This is a genomic window from Terribacillus sp. AE2B 122 (assembly GCF_902497585.1).
Classification (GTDB): Bacteria; Bacillota; Bacilli; order Bacillales; family Amphibacillaceae; genus Terribacillus; species Terribacillus saccharophilus_A.
The window spans coordinates 85,982-100,922 of sequence record NZ_LR700943.1 but is presented as its reverse complement, the minus strand read 5'-3'; the positions used below and the strand labels follow the sequence as shown (position 1 = coordinate 100,922).

Sequence of the window (14,941 nt, the reverse complement as noted above, 5' to 3'; positions counted from 1 at the left end):
ATTAAGGGGATGTTGAGCTGCTGTGTAGAATGATGCAGCTTATCTTAAGAACATGTAAACATGCAACAAAGCAATAGATGTTTGCAATCTTGTAAGTTCGGGAATGCTATTTCTACAACACACTAAATCACATCACTTATTTGGAGGTAGTTATTATGAGTTTTATCTTATATCTAATTATCGGTGGTATTATCGGCTGGCTAGCAGGCTTGATCCTTGGACGTGACGTTCCAGGCGGCATCATTGGTAATATCATTGCCGGTATTGTCGGAGCATGGCTTGGCGGACTTATCTTTGGAGACTTCGGTCCAGATCTAGCGGGGATGGCAATCATTCCAGCTTTAATCGGTGCCATTATCTTCGTCTTTGTATTAAGCCTTATCTTACGCAAAATGCGTAGAAAGTAATAGAACACAAAAAAAGGACTTGCAGGCAATATTGCCTGCAAGTCCTTTTTTTTTTCTGAGATTGTATGAGCTTTGTAAAATAAATAACCATTCCCCTCTTCTCTGTAAACGCTTTTTCACCCACACTTCACGTTAACTCAATTTTCACTCGTTATAGTATAGATGAATTCGCGGAAAGGAGCAGATTATGACACATGTAGAACTGGCTGGTTTAAAAAAGTCATATGATGGCAAAAAAAATGTAATTGAGCAAGTGAATCTGCAGCTGCAGCAAGGTGAGTTCTTCGTCCTTGTCGGGCCTTCAGGCTGCGGGAAGAGCACAATTCTCCGCATGATAGCTGGTCTTGAGCCAATAACGGACGGGGAATTGTTTGTGAATGGCAAGAGAATGAATGATGCACCACCGAATAAAAGGGATTTATCTATGGTTTTTCAAAATTATGCACTGTATCCGCATTTGAATGTAGAACAAAATATCACCTTCGGCTTACATACAAAGAAAATCTCACGCGAGGAACAAAGACGCCGCTGTCTTGAAGCTGCCGAGATGCTCGGCTTAGCTGATTACTTAAGACGTAAACCACGTCAATTATCAGGCGGCCAAAGACAGCGAGTTGCTCTTGCAAGAGCTATTGTGACGCAAGCTCCTCTTTGCCTCATGGATGAGCCATTATCCAATCTCGATGCGAAACTTCGAACCCGGATGCGCTCTGAAATCAGGCAGATACAGCGGAAGCTGGGAATTACGATGATCTATGTCACGCATGATCAGACCGAAGCGATGACGATGGCAGACCGGATGATGATCCTTCATGAAGGCGAAGCCATGCAAATCGGCAAACCGCTTAATATCTACAATCACCCTGCCAACACATTCGTTGCATCATTTATCGGATCACCTGCCATGAATGTAATGGAAGCTGACGTTTCTCCGAGCGGAATCGGTCTATCACCCCACTGCACATTGCCTAACCCGATGAAAGGCAATGTGAAAGCAGCAAGCAAAAATGTTCAAGTTGGTATCAGGCCAGAGCACATCCTGTTTTCCGCTCCCGAGCAAGCAGATGCTGTGGTAGAGGTCGTTAATACTGAGGTACTTGGTACAGAGACGCTCATCACTTTCATCCTGGATAATGCCAAAGATCAATGGATTGCCCGATGGAACGGTCAATGGCAATTCTCTGTCGGGGACAGGATACCAATCCGTTTCGACTTAGACGCTATCCACCTCTTTTCAAAAGACAATGGACGGATTCTATGGGCAGCCAATGATGGACAGCCAAACCAGACAGCCAGAGAGGTACTCAGATGAATGACAGCCGGGACCTGCAGCCTGTTCCATCTCAAGAAAGCCGCCGCCCAATGCGGAACCTATTCACCTTCCTTGAGGGCTGGCTCTATTTGCTTCCTTCTATCATCCTGTTCGGCGTGTTTGTTTTTTACCCCATGTTCCGAACTATATACTTGAGTTTCTTTTTAGCTGACCAAATGGGTCCATTCGAATTCGTCGGATTAGAAAACTACCAGTATATACTAAGCTCAGACAGTTTTCAGAGCAGCGTTAAAGCTACCATTCTTTTTGTACTATACACAGTACCTGCAGGTATCCTGCTCGCTCTCTTCCTTGCATTGCTGACAAATGAAAAAATTAAGGGAATCGGCATATTCCGTACGTTGTTTTCCTCCACAATGGGGATGAGCGTTGCCGCATCCAGTGTCATTTGGATGTTCATGTATAATCCTTCAATCGGCGTATTCAGCAGAATTGCTGAATGGTTAGGCTTTCCAGCCATTCAATGGCTGCAGGATCCTGATTATGCCTTGCTCGCAGTATCTTTATCCACAGTGTGGATGAATGCAGGCTTCGCATATCTGATCATACTTGGCGGATTACAGAACATCGATACCCATCTATACGAAAATGCAAAAGTAGCAGGTGTAAGTTATCTTTATCAGCTCCGCCGAATCACACTGCCCATGCTGTCCCCTACATTATTCTTTATCGTGACAGTATCGTTTATCAACTCTTTTCAGACATTCGGGCAAATTGACATTCTTACCAAGGGCGGACCAGTAGAATCAACAAATGTAATCGTCTATTCCATCTATAAGGATGCCTTCATTAATAATGATGTCGGCTCGGCGAGTGCACAGGCAGTTATCCTATTCTTCTGTGTCCTGCTGCTGACAGCCTTGCAGTTTAAGCTTGGCGAAAGGAAGGTGCATTACCAATGATTCTTGCAAAGCGGATCAGTCTTTATACCGTCCTGGTCATCTGCGCTATCATCATGATGTTTCCGATTTTCTATGCTTTCAGCATCTCCTTCATGGATGGCGGAGAAGTTATGGGCGGACAACTTCTTCCTAGCAGTCTATCATTGGATAATTACTTAGAGGTATTTCAAAAGGTGCCGCTGCTAACCTATCTGCTAAACAGTTTTGTCACATCTGCCATCGTTATGATCGGACAGCTGCTAGTCAGCAGTTTAGCTGCCTTCGCCTTTGTTTTCATGAAGTTCAAAGGCAGAGACTTTGTCTTCTTCCTGTTTATTTCAACCATGATGATACCTTGGGAAGCGACGATGGTACCGAATTTCATGACAATACAAAGCCTAGGTTGGACAAACAGCTATCTCGGGTTGACAATTCCGTTCTTTGCTTTGGCATTCGGAACCTTTCTATTACGCCAGCATTTCAAGACAATACCACAAGAACTCTATGAAGCTTCTCAGGTAGCTGGTATTTCCAGATTTCGTTTCTTCTGGAATGTCATCCTGCCCGTCAGCAGGTCGAGCTTAATCACCTTAGGTATTTACAGCTTTCTGACCAATTGGAACATGTATCTTTGGCCGCTGTTAGTCACAAACACAGAATCGGCAAGAACCGTCCAGATCGGGCTTAAGCAGCTGCAAACACAAGAAATCGCATCCGATTGGGGTATCGTCATGGCTGGTGTAGTCATCGTAATCCTGCCTACGCTGCTGCTGTTGTTCGCCGGACAGAAAAAACTGCAAAAAGGTCTCACGCAAGGTGCAATCAAATAAAATCGAAAGAGGTTATATGATGAAAAGACTATTAGCTGTTTTATCTGTTTTATTTGTACTGTTCCTTACCGCTTGTTCCAGTACGGATTCTGCGAGCGGTACAACTGAGGATGGCAAGACAGAAATCATCTTCTGGCATGCCATGGGCGGAGAATTAGAAGCAAGTGTCAATGAAATCGTAGACGAATACAATAGTTCACAGGATAAATATACTGTAAAGCCGGTTTATCAAGGTTCATATGAGGAATCTTTGACAAAATTGAATACTGTTGCGGGTACTGCAGATGCTCCCGCAGTTACACAGATTTTTGAAGCAGGTACAAAGCAAATGATAGACAGCGGAAATATCCAGCCTGTACAGAAATTCATCGATGAAGAAAACTACGATACATCACAATGGGAAGAGAATATTTCCTCCTATTATCAAGTGGATGGCGAGCAGTATTCTATGCCATTTAACTCCTCCACTCCTGTGCTTGCCTATAACAAGGATGCATTCAAGGAAGCCGGCCTTGATCCTGAGCAAGCGCCACGCACATACAGCGAGCTGAAGGATGCTGCAGAAAAGCTAACGATTAAAGAAGGAGATAAAACGTCACAATATGGTCTTTCCATTTTGAATTATGGATGGTTCTTCGAAGAATTGCTTGCCACACAGGGAGGTATGTTCGTCGATAATGAAAATGGACGCGAAGGCGAAGCAACAAAAGCTTCATTCAACGATGAAAAAGGTCAAAAGGTATTTGAATTAATACGTGATATGTACGAGGAAGGAACTTTTTATAATAGCGGTCAAAATTGGGATGATATGCGGGCATCCTTCCAAACTGGCACGATGGCAATGATGCTTGATTCCTCTGCCGGTATAAAAGGACTCGTCGATAATGCCGATTTCGAGGTTGGCGTAGCTTATCTGCCGCACCCGGATGATGTTGATCCGCAAGGCGTTATCATCGGAGGAGCTTCCCTCTGGATGGCGAAGGATATAGAAGAGAATCAGCAGCAAGCTGCTTGGGACTTCATGAAATACTTGTCAACAGCAGAGGTTCAGGCAAAATGGCATGTTGAATCTGGTTATTTCGCCATCAACCCAGCTGCTTATGAAAAAGATATCGTAAAACAAGAGTGGGAAAAATACCCACAGTTAAAAGTAACTGTTGACCAGCTGCACGATACAGTGCCAAGTACGGCAACACAAGGTGCTTTAATTTCCATCTTCCCAGAAGCACGGCAGCAGATTGTAACTGGTATGGAGAGTCTATACCAAGGTGAAGATCCAAAAGCTGCACTAGATAAAGCAGCCGCTGAAGTGGACACTGTCCTTGAAAAAGGCAGTCGCAGCAGATAAAGAAAACCGTGAGAGCATATGCTCTCACGGTTTTTTAATACGAAGCTCTTCCAGAACGCTTCGCTTTGCGTTTATTGATAATTTTCTTAACGATAGGATAGACGACAGGTCCATACTTGATCGCTTTCCGAATAAGGTTTTTCATGTTGAAACGCCTCCATTCTTTTGTTTGTATATCCCCTGCGTAAGCTATGCTTAAACATGCGCCAATGAAAAGGCGATGAACATCCCTACTGCAGTTACAATTCCTACAGCTGGTCCTCCCTCTTCATATGCCTCAGGCGCCATAGTGGATGCCACCATAGCAATAATTGCTCCTCCTGCAAATGAATTAAGTATCGCTCTTGTACTAGCGCTTGTATCCTGAAGTAATGCAGCTCCGATTAATGCACTCAAAGCGGAGATAACCATTACGGCTATCCACATGATAATGATGCGCTTCCGGCTATAGCCGCTGCTTTGCATTCCCGAGGTACTGGAAAGACCTTCAGGAAAGTTACTGATGAAAATGGATACGATCAAGGCAGTACTTGCACCTCCCCCGCTTGCCAAACTCAAGCCGATCATGGCCGATTCTGGTATCGCATCCATTACAGTTCCCGCAAATATCGCCAAGCCTGAACCTTTCTCCTCTTTATTATGTGTCTCGTGCAGACGGCTGCTTTTGCGATTCTTCCCGCCGCTGCGTGATATAACAATATCCAATATTGTAAAGATAACTGCTCCTCCAAGAAATCCTATTGCCTCTTCTTGCAAGCCACCGCTGATTTCATATGCTTCCTCCAATAGCTCATAGGAGGTAGAACCGATCAGCGCCCCTGTACCTAAGGCCATGATAAAACCGATAATTCGCTTCTTTACTGGAACAAGCATCAGTACAGCTGCACCGATTAAACTGGCAGATCCGGCGATGGCTCCCCATAAAATAGCTTCCCACATATGCATCTTCCTTTCCGTATCATGTAGAGCCATTGCCATAATGGAAAGAAATTAAACATGGGTGAAGCATTTCCAACATAAGAAAAGAAGACCGTCGAACGGTCTTCTTTTAAGCAGCTGCTTGCTGCGGTTCATATTTTTTCAGGAGGCTAGTGAATACTGCAGCCAATACCTGCTGAAACAGCATTCCAATGACAACAGGGATAGCGACAGGAGCTGGAAAAAAACTCACAGCAAGGACCACACCCGCGCTGATATTCCGCATCCCCCCAATAAAGGTTACACTGACAATCTCGGTTCTATCGTAACGGAATAATTTTCCGAGCAGCCAGCTTAGCAGATAGCCACAGAAGGATAAACAGAATACAAGCAACACAATTCCTAAGACTGTCATATCCATTCCCTTCAAATAAGGTGCGACTACGGAAGCATTAATGGAAACGACAGCCATGAGGCCAATCTTTGAAAATGGTGCCAGGTTCTTACTCAATGTGCTTGTAACGCTTTTGCTGCAGAGTTGATTGACAAGCATGCCTGCTATCGAAGGAATGACAATCATCCATAATAAGCCTTCCATCATCGGTAATATGTCCAGCTGGACGTCTCCTCCGACTAAGAAATGCAAGATCAAAGGAACTAGCATAGGAGAAAGCAATGTTCCTAAGAGTATTGTCGACAACGTAAGACCTATATCTCCTTTCTGCATGGCAACCCAGACAAATGCAGTAATACCAGTCGGAATGGCCGTCAGCAGCACAAGCCCCGTGATCGTGTTTACATCTCCAGAAAAGAACACGTGACCTAAACCAAGTGCAATCAAAGGCATGATGAAATGAAGCACGCCAAAAGCAAGCAGCATCGGTCCTGGCCTTTTAACAGCATGCAGCAGACTGTTGAAATTGGCTGATAGGCTTCCTGCGAATGTCATACATGCAAATATCCAAGGTACCAATGCTTCACCATAATGGAGAAAATCCGCGAAGAGAAAACCTGCCAGTACGCTTGCCGGGGTCAGAAAAGGCATGTATCTTGCAAGTACACGATTCAGTTGATCCATGGAAGGATATCCTTCTTTCTAATTTTGTATCTCCCATCAGTATATCAATAATATTCATAGCTGTATGATAAATAAAAACCGCAGCTTTAAGCTGCGGCTTTTATTATTGAATTTCCATACGCAAATCGCCGACCTTAGCCCATCCAATCGATTTCATCACATGATAAAGGCCAAGTGAAATGATCAGAGGCATGATAACGCCTGTTACTAAGTAGATCAAGAAAGCTTCCCAGCCTTGGCTGGCCAAGATATTAAGCGGGGCAATGAATGAATTCAAGCCCAATCCTGCCAGTTCGTAGGATGTTGTAAAACCTAGCAGCACTGTTGCAATCGGTGCACAAACAACTGCCGCTACAAATGGCGGGATGACGAGTGCTGGATTCTTTATTAAGTTAGGAAATTGTACTTTTGGTGTAATGACGAACTGTGCCAGGAAACCACCTAAATCGTTCTGACGGATACTCATGAATGTGAATCCGACAAATTGTGCCGTACAGCCGATCAAAGCTGCCGCACTGGATACCGGATCCAGCTGCAGTGCAATAGCCAATGCTGCTGAAGACGCCGGTGTCATCAACAAAATACTCCATACTAACGAAATGACAATAGATGCTAGCAGCGGCGAGCCAGTAACAGAGTTGGTAATCTGTCCGCTCATCCATGTCAGCAGCGGTGTTGTAACGGCAGCAAGTCCCGCTCCAGCGATCCCTCCTACAAGTACTGCTGCAAATGGGATAGCCATCATATCAAGCGGTGTCTTCCCTGCTACCCGTTTTCCTACAAATGTTGCAACGACAGCAGCAAGCACAGCACTGATTGGCTGTCCTGAGACCATCGATGTCAGTAAACCGTCATCGCCTACAGTCATTGCAGCTCCGCCGATAGTCGCACTGATCATAGCACTGAAGACAACTAACGTATTACCGCCTAGCTGAACAGCTATTCCTGCCCCTAAGGCTGGTGCTAACAACGCTTTTGCAACAGTACCGACAGCAATTAATGTTGGCCAGTTTAAAAATTCACCAAAAGTCTCCATTAATAAACCAATACCGAGGGTCACGAGGACTGCATTCGCCATTCCTTGTGATGCTTTGTACATTCGTTCGATAAAGTATTCCTTCATTCTTCTCGCTCCCTCTCCACTAAATAGTTATTAAATTCTGACTATTTAGCATTCCATTCTCTCTTTTTTTGTGTATAAGGGCGTGACTCCTTACAATCTTGTACATATTAAATGAGTACATATTAGTATTTAGATATACTACCATCATTTTTAGGAGGAAGTAAATATATTTTTTATAATGTTATTTAATTTTCAGTTTTTTTATATTTTTCCTTAGTCAAAACTTTGAGCTTATGTCGAGAAGGAAATCCCTTGATTTACAATGCTCAGCTATCCTCAAGCCTATTTTCCTCCTGTTTACTCCACCATACTTAGTGTTATAAGTTAATCCTATCTTTGTAATGGTTATTTTTTCATGTTAGGATGTTGGTTTATCTGGGTATAACAATAGGTAGCAAAAGTCTGACAAGAACCTTTGCATGACAAATTTAGGAGGTGCCCTCCCATTACGGATTTAATCGATTATTTCACTAGTAATTTTACATTTATACTTGGATATACATGGGATCACATCAAACTTGTTGGTTTAGCCATTATCATCGCGATTGTGATCGGTGTCCCATTAGGTATTTATTGCTCCGTCAATAAATACGCAGCCTCCACTATTCTCCAAATTGCTTCTATCATGATGACTATTCCAAGCCTTGCTTTATTTGGAATCATGATTCCAATTCTTTCACTCATAAACGAAGGAATCGGTACGTTACCGGCTGTCATCGCACTTGTACTTTACTCACAGCTGCCGATCATCCGGAATACGTACACAGCTATCAGCAATGTCGATCCTGATCTTCGCGACGCTGCAAATGGTATTGGACTGACTACATTCCAGCGTCTCTACAAAGTGGAGCTTCCAAACGCCATGCCATTAATAATGGCTGGTATCCGTACTGCTACCGTTCTAAATATCGGTGTCGGTGCTATCGCTACATTAATCGGTGCTGGAGGTCTGGGAGGCATTATCTATCAAGGAATCCTTCGTACGAACAATACGATGATCCTGGCAGGAGCAATTGCGGTTGCTGTTTTAGCATTGATTGCTGATTTGTTCCTTCGCTTAATCGAAAATATATTTACGCCTAAGGGTGTTAAAAAATAATAAGGGTGACATTATGATACATTTTAACGATGTAACAAAGGTATACAACGGCAATGTGAAAGCTATTGAAAATATGAATTTTACGGTCGAAGATGGTGAACTGGTTATCATGCTAGGTCCTTCCGGCTGCGGAAAGACGACTTTGCTTCGGATGGTGAACCAGCTGGAGAGCATTACTGACGGCGATATCATGCTCAACGGCAAGAGCGTGCGGCATTCCAATAAAATTGAAATGCGCCGCAATATTGGGTACGTCATTCAATCAAACGGACTATTCCCCAATATGAACATCGAGGATAATGCAATGATTGTTCCGAACCTGCTCGGCTGGGACAGAAAAAAAATGCGTGATCGCTTCAATATGCTAATGGAACTTGTAGGCTTGAAACCTGATGAATATCGGAAACGATACCCACATGAGCTTTCCGGAGGGCAGCAGCAGCGTGTCGGTGTAGCCCGTGCTTTGGCAGCAGATCCACCGGTTATGCTAATGGATGAACCATTCGGGGCACTTGATCCAATCATCCGTACTCACCTTCAAGAGGAATTCCTGCAAATTCAGAAGGAACTAAAGAAAACCATACTCTTTGTCAGCCATGACATTGATGAAGCAGTCAAGATGGCAGATAAGATTGCGCTTCTTAAAGGCGGAAAAATGATGCAATACGCGGAACCAGCAAAAATGCTTAACAAACCAGCCAACAGCTTTGTCGCAGAGTTTGTCGGTCAGGACCGTGTGCTGAAGAGCATGAGTCTGTATACAGTGAGAGATCTTGCAAATGCACTGACACTAAAGCCTGTGATGGAATCTCCTGATTCTCAGAATATCAACGAGAACCTTTCCTTGCGAGTGGCTATATCGAAGATCTTAAACCAGGAAGCTGATCAGCTGATTGTAGAGAACGACAATGGCACGCGCAAAGGAAGTATTACTTTAGACTTGATCGAGCAGTTCTTACACCGTGAGATCAAGGAGAGCGTCTGAGGGGGCTGTAATCATGGATAGGACAAACAAAACCATCGCCTTGATTATCAAGCTTATTTTCTGGGCACTGCTCATCGCTTTCTTTGTTTGGGCATTCGCTAACAATATGTTCAGCAAAATCTGGGAACAGCCGGATACTTTCCTACGCTTACTCGGTGAGCATATTACGATTGTACTCCTTTCAGGAGCTGCTGCTGTGCTGCTTGCAGTACCACTAGGCATCTTCGTTACACGGCCTAAGTTCCGTAAATCTGAATGGCTGATCGTAGGCATCGCAAATCTTGGGCAGACGATTCCAAGCTTAGCTGTACTTGCATTAGCCATGGGCTTCCTAGGTATTGGAATCAGCGCAGCAGTAGTTGCCTTATTCGTCTATTCCCTGCTGCCTATTTTACAAAATACGATAGCTGGCCTTGATTCCGTTGATGACAACATGATTGATGCAGCCAAAGGCATGGGACTAACCAATGCACAGATCCTTTGGAAAATAGAACTGCCGAATGCACTCACCTCCATTATTGCAGGAGTGCGTACAGCATTGGTCATCAATATCGGAACAGCTGCACTTGCTTATCTAATTGGCGCCGGCGGTCTGGGTGTATGGATTTTCACTGGTATCCGTCTCTTCGATAATGCTTTCTTAATGTCTGGAGCAGTTCCCGTCACTCTGCTTGCCATCGTGATTGACTATCTGTTCAAGTGGCTGCAGTTTGGTTTAGTGCCAAAAGGACTCCGACTTGCCAGAAAAGCACAAAATTCGTAAGGAAAGGATACCTGAATTCATGAGAAAACGATTAACTCTATTCGCCTTCTTAATGGCTCTGCTTGTCGTACTAAGCTCTTGCGGACCTGGTGGGAAAAGTATTACTGTAGGAGCAAAAACTTTTACTGAGCAGCTCGTAATAGCCAAAATGACGGCCTTCATATTAGAAGATAACGGTTATAATGTCGAAGAAATTCAAAATCTAGGCTCCTCCGCTATGCGTCAAGCGATCGAAACGCGCCAAGTCGATATGTCATGGGAGTATGTTGGTACAGCACTTGTCACCTATTTGGATCAAGAGCCGATTGCAGATAAAGATGAAGCGATGCAAAAGGTTAAGGAATTGGATAAGAATAACGGCATTGCCTGGACAAACTTAACTGATGCTAACAATACTTATGCATTGGTGATGGAACGTGACAAAGCCGATGAATTAGGCATAGAGACTTTAAGTGATTTGGCAGCTTATGATAAAGAAAACCCGGAAGATCTCCGATTCGGGATGGAGACGGAATTTAGAAATCGGAGAGATGGAATGCCCGGATTAGAAGAGCATTATGGATTCAAAGTTCCTGACTCCAATATCCGCGAAATGGAAATCGGTTTATATTACACAGCATTAGGAAATGATGAAATCGACGTCACCCAAGCTTTTGTAACCGATCCTCAGATTAATTCAATGGATCTAAAAATATTGGAAGATGATCAGAAGTTTTTCCCTTCCTACAATTATGCAGCCACCATCAATCAGGAAACTCTGGATGAGTATCCTGAACTGACAGAATTACTGGAGCCGCTCCAGAATGCCCTGACAGAGGATACCTTGCGTGAATTGAACTACCAAGTAGATATTGAGCAAAAGAGTGTAGAACGTGTAGCCAAGGACTTCCTCGACGAAAATAATTTACTCAAGGACTGAAAAAACGACCCGGACAGGGTCGTTTTTTGTATGTATCTTGCGCTACCATAGATGTATTACATACTAGGAGACGAAAGAATGTTATTATCGATTCTCATTTTCCTGCTCGCAGGTATTGCTGAAATTGGCGGAGGGTACTTGATCTGGATGTGGCTGCGTGATGGCCGCCCTGGCTATCTTGGTTTTCTCGGCGGCATTGCCTTGGTTATGTACGGAGTGATTGCCACTTTCCAGACCTTCCCTTCATTTGGACGTGTATATGCAGCATATGGAGGTGTTTTCATTGTATTGTCCATCCTATGGGGATGGTTCATTGACAAGGAAACACCGGATATGTATGACTGGATTGGTGCCGGATTATGTATAGCAGGTGTCGCGGTTATGCTTTGGGCACCGCGACATTAAAAAAGCTGCCAGCTTATGCTGGCAGCTTTCGTTCTATACAGTTGTTGAGCCATCGGAGCTTAAGATATTACGGTACATCGACGGACGGCGGTCACGGAATAATCCCCATTCCACACGCTGCATAGACAGCTCATCCAAATCGAATGTAGCAGTCAGGATCTCTTCTTCAGTGCGTCCTGCTTCCGCAAGCAAGTTCCCTTGCGGTCCAGCGATAAAGGAAGAACCATAGAACGTAATAGAGGAATCTTCGTCGGTTTCCACGCCAATCCGGTTTGATGCTAAAACAGGCATTAGATTGGTTGCTGCATGTCCGCGCATGCACATTTGCCAATGATCCTTCGAGTCAATGCTAGCATCCTCAGGCTCTGAGCCGATCGCTGTTGGGTACAGCAGGATTTCTGCTCCTTGAAGCGCCATGCTGCGCGCTGCTTCCGGGAACCACTGATCCCAGCAAATGCCCACGCCTATCTTTCCGAATTTCGTCTCCCACACTTTGAAACCAGTGTCCCCAGGGGAGAAGTAATATTTCTCTTCATAACCAGGTCCATCAGGAATATGTGTTTTTCGGTAGATACCAAGCACAGAGCCATCAGCATCGATCATGGCTACTGTATTATAGTTCGCATTGTTCTTTTTCTCATAGAAACTGATCGGCAGTACTACTCCAAGCTCCTTCGCTACTTGCTTAAAATGCTGCACTGCTTTGTTTTGATCCAGTTCTGTAGCAAACGCATAGTAAGCAGGCTTTTCCTTTTGACAGAAGTATGGTGTTTCAAACAACTCCTGCAGCAGGATGACATTCGCACCTTGAGCTGCTGCTTGGCGTACAAGCTTCTCAGCGTTCGCGATATTCTCCCCCACGACACTGGAACACGCCATCTGTGTTGCTGCTAATGTTACCTTTCTCAATTACTTCACTCCTTCACTGCAGGCATCTGCTGTGTTGTACAATGCACATTTCCGCCCTCTTTGATGATAGCTAATCCATCAATTGTACGAATTCGGCGATCCGGGTACTGCTCTTGCAGCAGCTTGATTGCCCGCTCATCCGTTCCTGTTGCTGTATTACCGAAAACAGGAAGTATGATTCCTCCATTTACAAAATAGAAATTGATATAGCTCAATGTCAAACGCGTATCGTTCCAGGTAGCCTTCGGCGGCTGCTGGATAGCGATTACTTCAATCTGACGTCCTCTTGCATCCTTGGTTTCATCGAGAATGCGAAGATTCTCTTGGGTGATTTCATAATTCTCGTCTTCAGGGTCATCTGTCACTTGCAGCAGCAGTTTACCTGGTGCTGCAAAGGAAGCGATATTATCGACATGTCCATCCGTTTCGTCCCCAGCTACACCACGTTTCAGCCAAATCACTTTCTCAATGCCGAGATATTGACGAAGGTATGCTTCGATATCTTCCTTAGAAAGATCTGAGTTGCGATTCGGATTTAAGAGACATTCCTCTGTAGTAATCAGTGTCCCTTCCCCATCTACGTGAATAGATCCACCTTCTAACACTAATGGTGCATCCAGTTGCTTCACGCCAAAGTGATCCAAAACAGCCGGAGCTACTGCATCATCTAGATCCCAAGGGAAGTATTTTTCACCCCATGCATTAAAACGCCAGTTCACACCAGCCAATTTGCCAGCTCCATCTCGGACGAATGTCGGACCGTTATCTCGAAGCCATGCATCGTTATGAGAAACCTCAAGTAATGTTACATTTTCATCTTGTCCTACATAAGCAGCTGCAGCATCGTGATCCTTTGCATTTACTAATACAGTGATTGGCTCGAATTCTGCAATCGCAAGAATTAGTTCTGCATAACCATTACAAACAGTTTCCCAATCCTCTGGGTAGACCATAGAATCTTTCACAGGCCAGCTGATCAGCGTACGCTCATGTTTCTCCCATTCAGGAGGCATTGTATATATTAAATGTTTTTCCATTTCGCATCACTCTTTATTATAGATTCTTTAAAACAGACTTTCCGGAATATCATATAACAAAAGTACCTGAACAACAATCAGGATGAAGGCTTTTTATGATAGATAGCAGAAAATAACTGTTCACATCCGTGTAACGTTTTCTTCAGGGATGGGAAGTCAGATAGACAAAAGTAAAGGCTGCGGATGAACTGCTTATAATTCGCACGGATATGCAGGTTCGCTTCGGTGACTTCAGGCCAGAAGGCAATTACTTCAGATGCCTTTTCCTTTACCATGCATCCAACTATATCCGGTGACAATCCATTCCGTAAAGCAGAATGAATCGCAATCGTCATACGCTCGTCCTCTTCATGTGAAAGGACATAATACGGGAAAGCCATCTTGTTAATAATCTCCCCTGCAACTGTCTGACGCTGATCATTTGTCAGTTCAGCTAATTGAATCAGTTCATCCAGTGCATCAGCAGCATGCGCTAACGTATGAACCCATCCGTATGTTTCATCATAACCTTCTCCAACAGTCTCCTGCTGGAAATAGGTGAGAAGCGCTTGGAAGACTCGTTCAATTGCGTCCGCAGACAGAAACGCTTCCTTTCTATGGCGATAAAGAATAGCTGCAATCCATAGTGTTGTAAAACTTCTAGTGTATTTTTCTTTTTTATAAAGGTATCGTTCTGTCAGGAGCTCCTCCAGAATTTGATTCATCGCGCTTGGCGAAACTAGTCCTTGTGTTATCCATTTGTTCGCCAATCCATAAATCAACCTATCACGTAATATTGGATCCAGATCACCGATATACGGCAGCATAGAAAATAATAAACCCTCTATATGAGTTGATGTTTTTTCGGTTTCAGCTAGTTCTGTAAGCTTTTGTTTCAAGGCTTCTCTTTCCATTCCACCATCCCCC

General features: G+C 44.1%; 16 protein-coding genes. 10 read left to right on the top strand and 6 right to left on the bottom strand.

Going from position 1 to position 14,941, the window contains the following annotated elements:
- The first annotated feature begins 155 nt into the window (after positions 1-155).
- The 5 genes from AE2B122_RS05800 (at position 156) to AE2B122_RS05780 (ending at position 4,799) form a co-directional block, all read left to right on the top strand.
- Positions 156-407 carry a GlsB/YeaQ/YmgE family stress response membrane protein gene (locus AE2B122_RS05800; RefSeq protein WP_095219160.1) on the top strand — a complete coding sequence of 84 codons (252 nt, stop codon included), beginning with the start codon at positions 156-158 and terminating at the stop codon, positions 405-407.
- 187 nt (positions 408-594) lie between these two features.
- A complete protein-coding gene (locus tag AE2B122_RS05795) occupies positions 595-1,719 on the top strand; it encodes an ABC transporter ATP-binding protein (RefSeq protein ID WP_095268899.1) in 1,125 nt (374 codons plus the stop codon).
- Positions 1,716-2,642 carry a carbohydrate ABC transporter permease gene (locus AE2B122_RS05790; RefSeq protein WP_175073352.1) on the top strand — a complete coding sequence of 309 codons (927 nt, stop codon included), beginning with the start codon at positions 1,716-1,718 and terminating at the stop codon, positions 2,640-2,642. Before AE2B122_RS05795 ends, AE2B122_RS05790 begins: the two co-directional genes overlap by 4 nt.
- Positions 2,639-3,451 carry a carbohydrate ABC transporter permease gene (locus AE2B122_RS05785; RefSeq protein WP_095219157.1) on the top strand — a complete coding sequence of 271 codons (813 nt, stop codon included), beginning with the start codon at positions 2,639-2,641 and terminating at the stop codon, positions 3,449-3,451. The genes AE2B122_RS05790 and AE2B122_RS05785 overlap by 4 nt, the downstream gene beginning before the upstream one ends.
- 19 nt (positions 3,452-3,470) lie before the next feature.
- Positions 3,471-4,799, top strand: coding sequence for an ABC transporter substrate-binding protein (locus AE2B122_RS05780; protein ID WP_175073351.1), 1,329 nt, complete (start codon positions 3,471-3,473; stop codon positions 4,797-4,799).
- A 195-nt stretch (positions 4,800-4,994) separates the two neighbouring features.
- Here AE2B122_RS05780 and AE2B122_RS05775 read toward each other — a convergent pair whose 3' ends face one another.
- The 3 genes from AE2B122_RS05775 to AE2B122_RS05765 form a co-directional block, all read right to left on the bottom strand.
- Positions 4,995-5,738: a ZIP family metal transporter gene (locus tag AE2B122_RS05775; protein ID WP_175073350.1), complete on the bottom strand. Its 744-nt coding sequence runs from the start codon at positions 5,736-5,738 to the stop codon at positions 4,995-4,997.
- A gap of 109 nt (positions 5,739-5,847) precedes the next feature.
- Positions 5,848-6,795: a bile acid:sodium symporter family protein gene (locus AE2B122_RS05770; protein WP_245840361.1), complete on the bottom strand. Its 948-nt coding sequence runs from the start codon at positions 6,793-6,795 to the stop codon at positions 5,848-5,850.
- A 103-nt stretch (positions 6,796-6,898) separates the two neighbouring features.
- On the bottom strand, positions 6,899-7,918 hold the full coding sequence (locus AE2B122_RS05765; protein WP_095219154.1) for a PTS transporter subunit IIC: 1,020 nt from the start codon (positions 7,916-7,918) through the stop codon (positions 6,899-6,901).
- A 415-nt stretch (positions 7,919-8,333) separates the two neighbouring features.
- On the opposite strand from AE2B122_RS05765, the gene AE2B122_RS05760 reads away from it, so the two are divergent.
- The 5 genes from AE2B122_RS05760 (at position 8,334) to AE2B122_RS05740 (ending at position 12,089) form a co-directional block, all read left to right on the top strand.
- Positions 8,334-9,017: an ABC transporter permease gene (locus AE2B122_RS05760; protein ID WP_281252940.1), complete on the top strand. Its 684-nt coding sequence runs from the start codon at positions 8,334-8,336 to the stop codon at positions 9,015-9,017.
- Between the two features lie 13 nt (positions 9,018-9,030).
- The gene (locus AE2B122_RS05755; protein ID WP_095219153.1) at positions 9,031-10,002 is read left to right on the top strand and encodes an ABC transporter ATP-binding protein; all 972 of its coding nucleotides are present in this window, start codon (positions 9,031-9,033) and stop codon (positions 10,000-10,002) included.
- Between the two features lie 13 nt (positions 10,003-10,015).
- Positions 10,016-10,765 (top strand): ABC transporter permease, encoded by a 750-nt coding sequence (locus tag AE2B122_RS05750; RefSeq protein ID WP_095268904.1) that lies wholly within the window; start codon positions 10,016-10,018, stop codon positions 10,763-10,765.
- 19 nt (positions 10,766-10,784) lie between these two features.
- Positions 10,785-11,684 carry a glycine betaine ABC transporter substrate-binding protein gene (locus AE2B122_RS05745; RefSeq protein WP_095267113.1) on the top strand — a complete coding sequence of 300 codons (900 nt, stop codon included), beginning with the start codon at positions 10,785-10,787 and terminating at the stop codon, positions 11,682-11,684.
- 78 nt (positions 11,685-11,762) lie between these two features.
- Positions 11,763-12,089 carry a YnfA family protein gene (locus tag AE2B122_RS05740; RefSeq protein WP_095219150.1) on the top strand — a complete coding sequence of 109 codons (327 nt, stop codon included), beginning with the start codon at positions 11,763-11,765 and terminating at the stop codon, positions 12,087-12,089.
- A gap of 33 nt (positions 12,090-12,122) precedes the next feature.
- Here the strand turns inward: AE2B122_RS05740 and aguB are convergent, their stop codons facing one another.
- From aguB to AE2B122_RS05725, 3 genes are all read right to left on the bottom strand, one after another.
- Entirely contained in the window at positions 12,123-12,998 is an 876-nt protein-coding gene (gene aguB / locus AE2B122_RS05735; RefSeq protein WP_095268906.1) for an N-carbamoylputrescine amidase, read from the bottom strand.
- A 5-nt stretch (positions 12,999-13,003) separates the two neighbouring features.
- A complete protein-coding gene (locus tag AE2B122_RS05730; RefSeq protein WP_095268908.1) occupies positions 13,004-14,035 on the bottom strand; it encodes an agmatine deiminase family protein in 1,032 nt (343 codons plus the stop codon).
- A 77-nt stretch (positions 14,036-14,112) separates the two neighbouring features.
- Positions 14,113-14,928: a DUF2785 domain-containing protein gene (locus AE2B122_RS05725; protein WP_095268910.1), complete on the bottom strand. Its 816-nt coding sequence runs from the start codon at positions 14,926-14,928 to the stop codon at positions 14,113-14,115.
- Positions 14,929-14,941 lie beyond the last annotated feature (13 nt).

Coding starts and splice junctions, on each gene's coding strand:
- AE2B122_RS05800 (WP_095219160.1), top strand. CDS start 156: ATGAGTTTTATCTTATATCTAATTATCGGTGGTATTATCGGCTGGCTA.
- AE2B122_RS05795 (WP_095268899.1), top strand. CDS start 595: ATGACACATGTAGAACTGGCTGGTTTAAAAAAGTCATATGATGGCAAA.
- AE2B122_RS05790 (WP_175073352.1), top strand. CDS start 1,716: ATGAATGACAGCCGGGACCTGCAGCCTGTTCCATCTCAAGAAAGCCGC.
- AE2B122_RS05785 (WP_095219157.1), top strand. CDS start 2,639: ATGATTCTTGCAAAGCGGATCAGTCTTTATACCGTCCTGGTCATCTGC.
- AE2B122_RS05780 (WP_175073351.1), top strand. CDS start 3,471: ATGAAAAGACTATTAGCTGTTTTATCTGTTTTATTTGTACTGTTCCTT.
- AE2B122_RS05775 (WP_175073350.1), bottom strand. CDS start 5,738: ATGTGGGAAGCTATTTTATGGGGAGCCATCGCCGGATCTGCCAGTTTA.
- AE2B122_RS05770 (WP_245840361.1), bottom strand. CDS start 6,795: ATGGATCAACTGAATCGTGTACTTGCAAGATACATGCCTTTTCTGACC.
- AE2B122_RS05765 (WP_095219154.1), bottom strand. CDS start 7,918: ATGAAGGAATACTTTATCGAACGAATGTACAAAGCATCACAAGGAATG.
- AE2B122_RS05755 (WP_095219153.1), top strand. CDS start 9,031: ATGATACATTTTAACGATGTAACAAAGGTATACAACGGCAATGTGAAA.
- AE2B122_RS05750 (WP_095268904.1), top strand. CDS start 10,016: ATGGATAGGACAAACAAAACCATCGCCTTGATTATCAAGCTTATTTTC.
- AE2B122_RS05745 (WP_095267113.1), top strand. CDS start 10,785: ATGAGAAAACGATTAACTCTATTCGCCTTCTTAATGGCTCTGCTTGTC.
- AE2B122_RS05740 (WP_095219150.1), top strand. CDS start 11,763: ATGTTATTATCGATTCTCATTTTCCTGCTCGCAGGTATTGCTGAAATT.
- AE2B122_RS05730 (WP_095268908.1), bottom strand. CDS start 14,035: ATGGAAAAACATTTAATATATACAATGCCTCCTGAATGGGAGAAACAT.
- AE2B122_RS05725 (WP_095268910.1), bottom strand. CDS start 14,928: ATGGAAAGAGAAGCCTTGAAACAAAAGCTTACAGAACTAGCTGAAACC.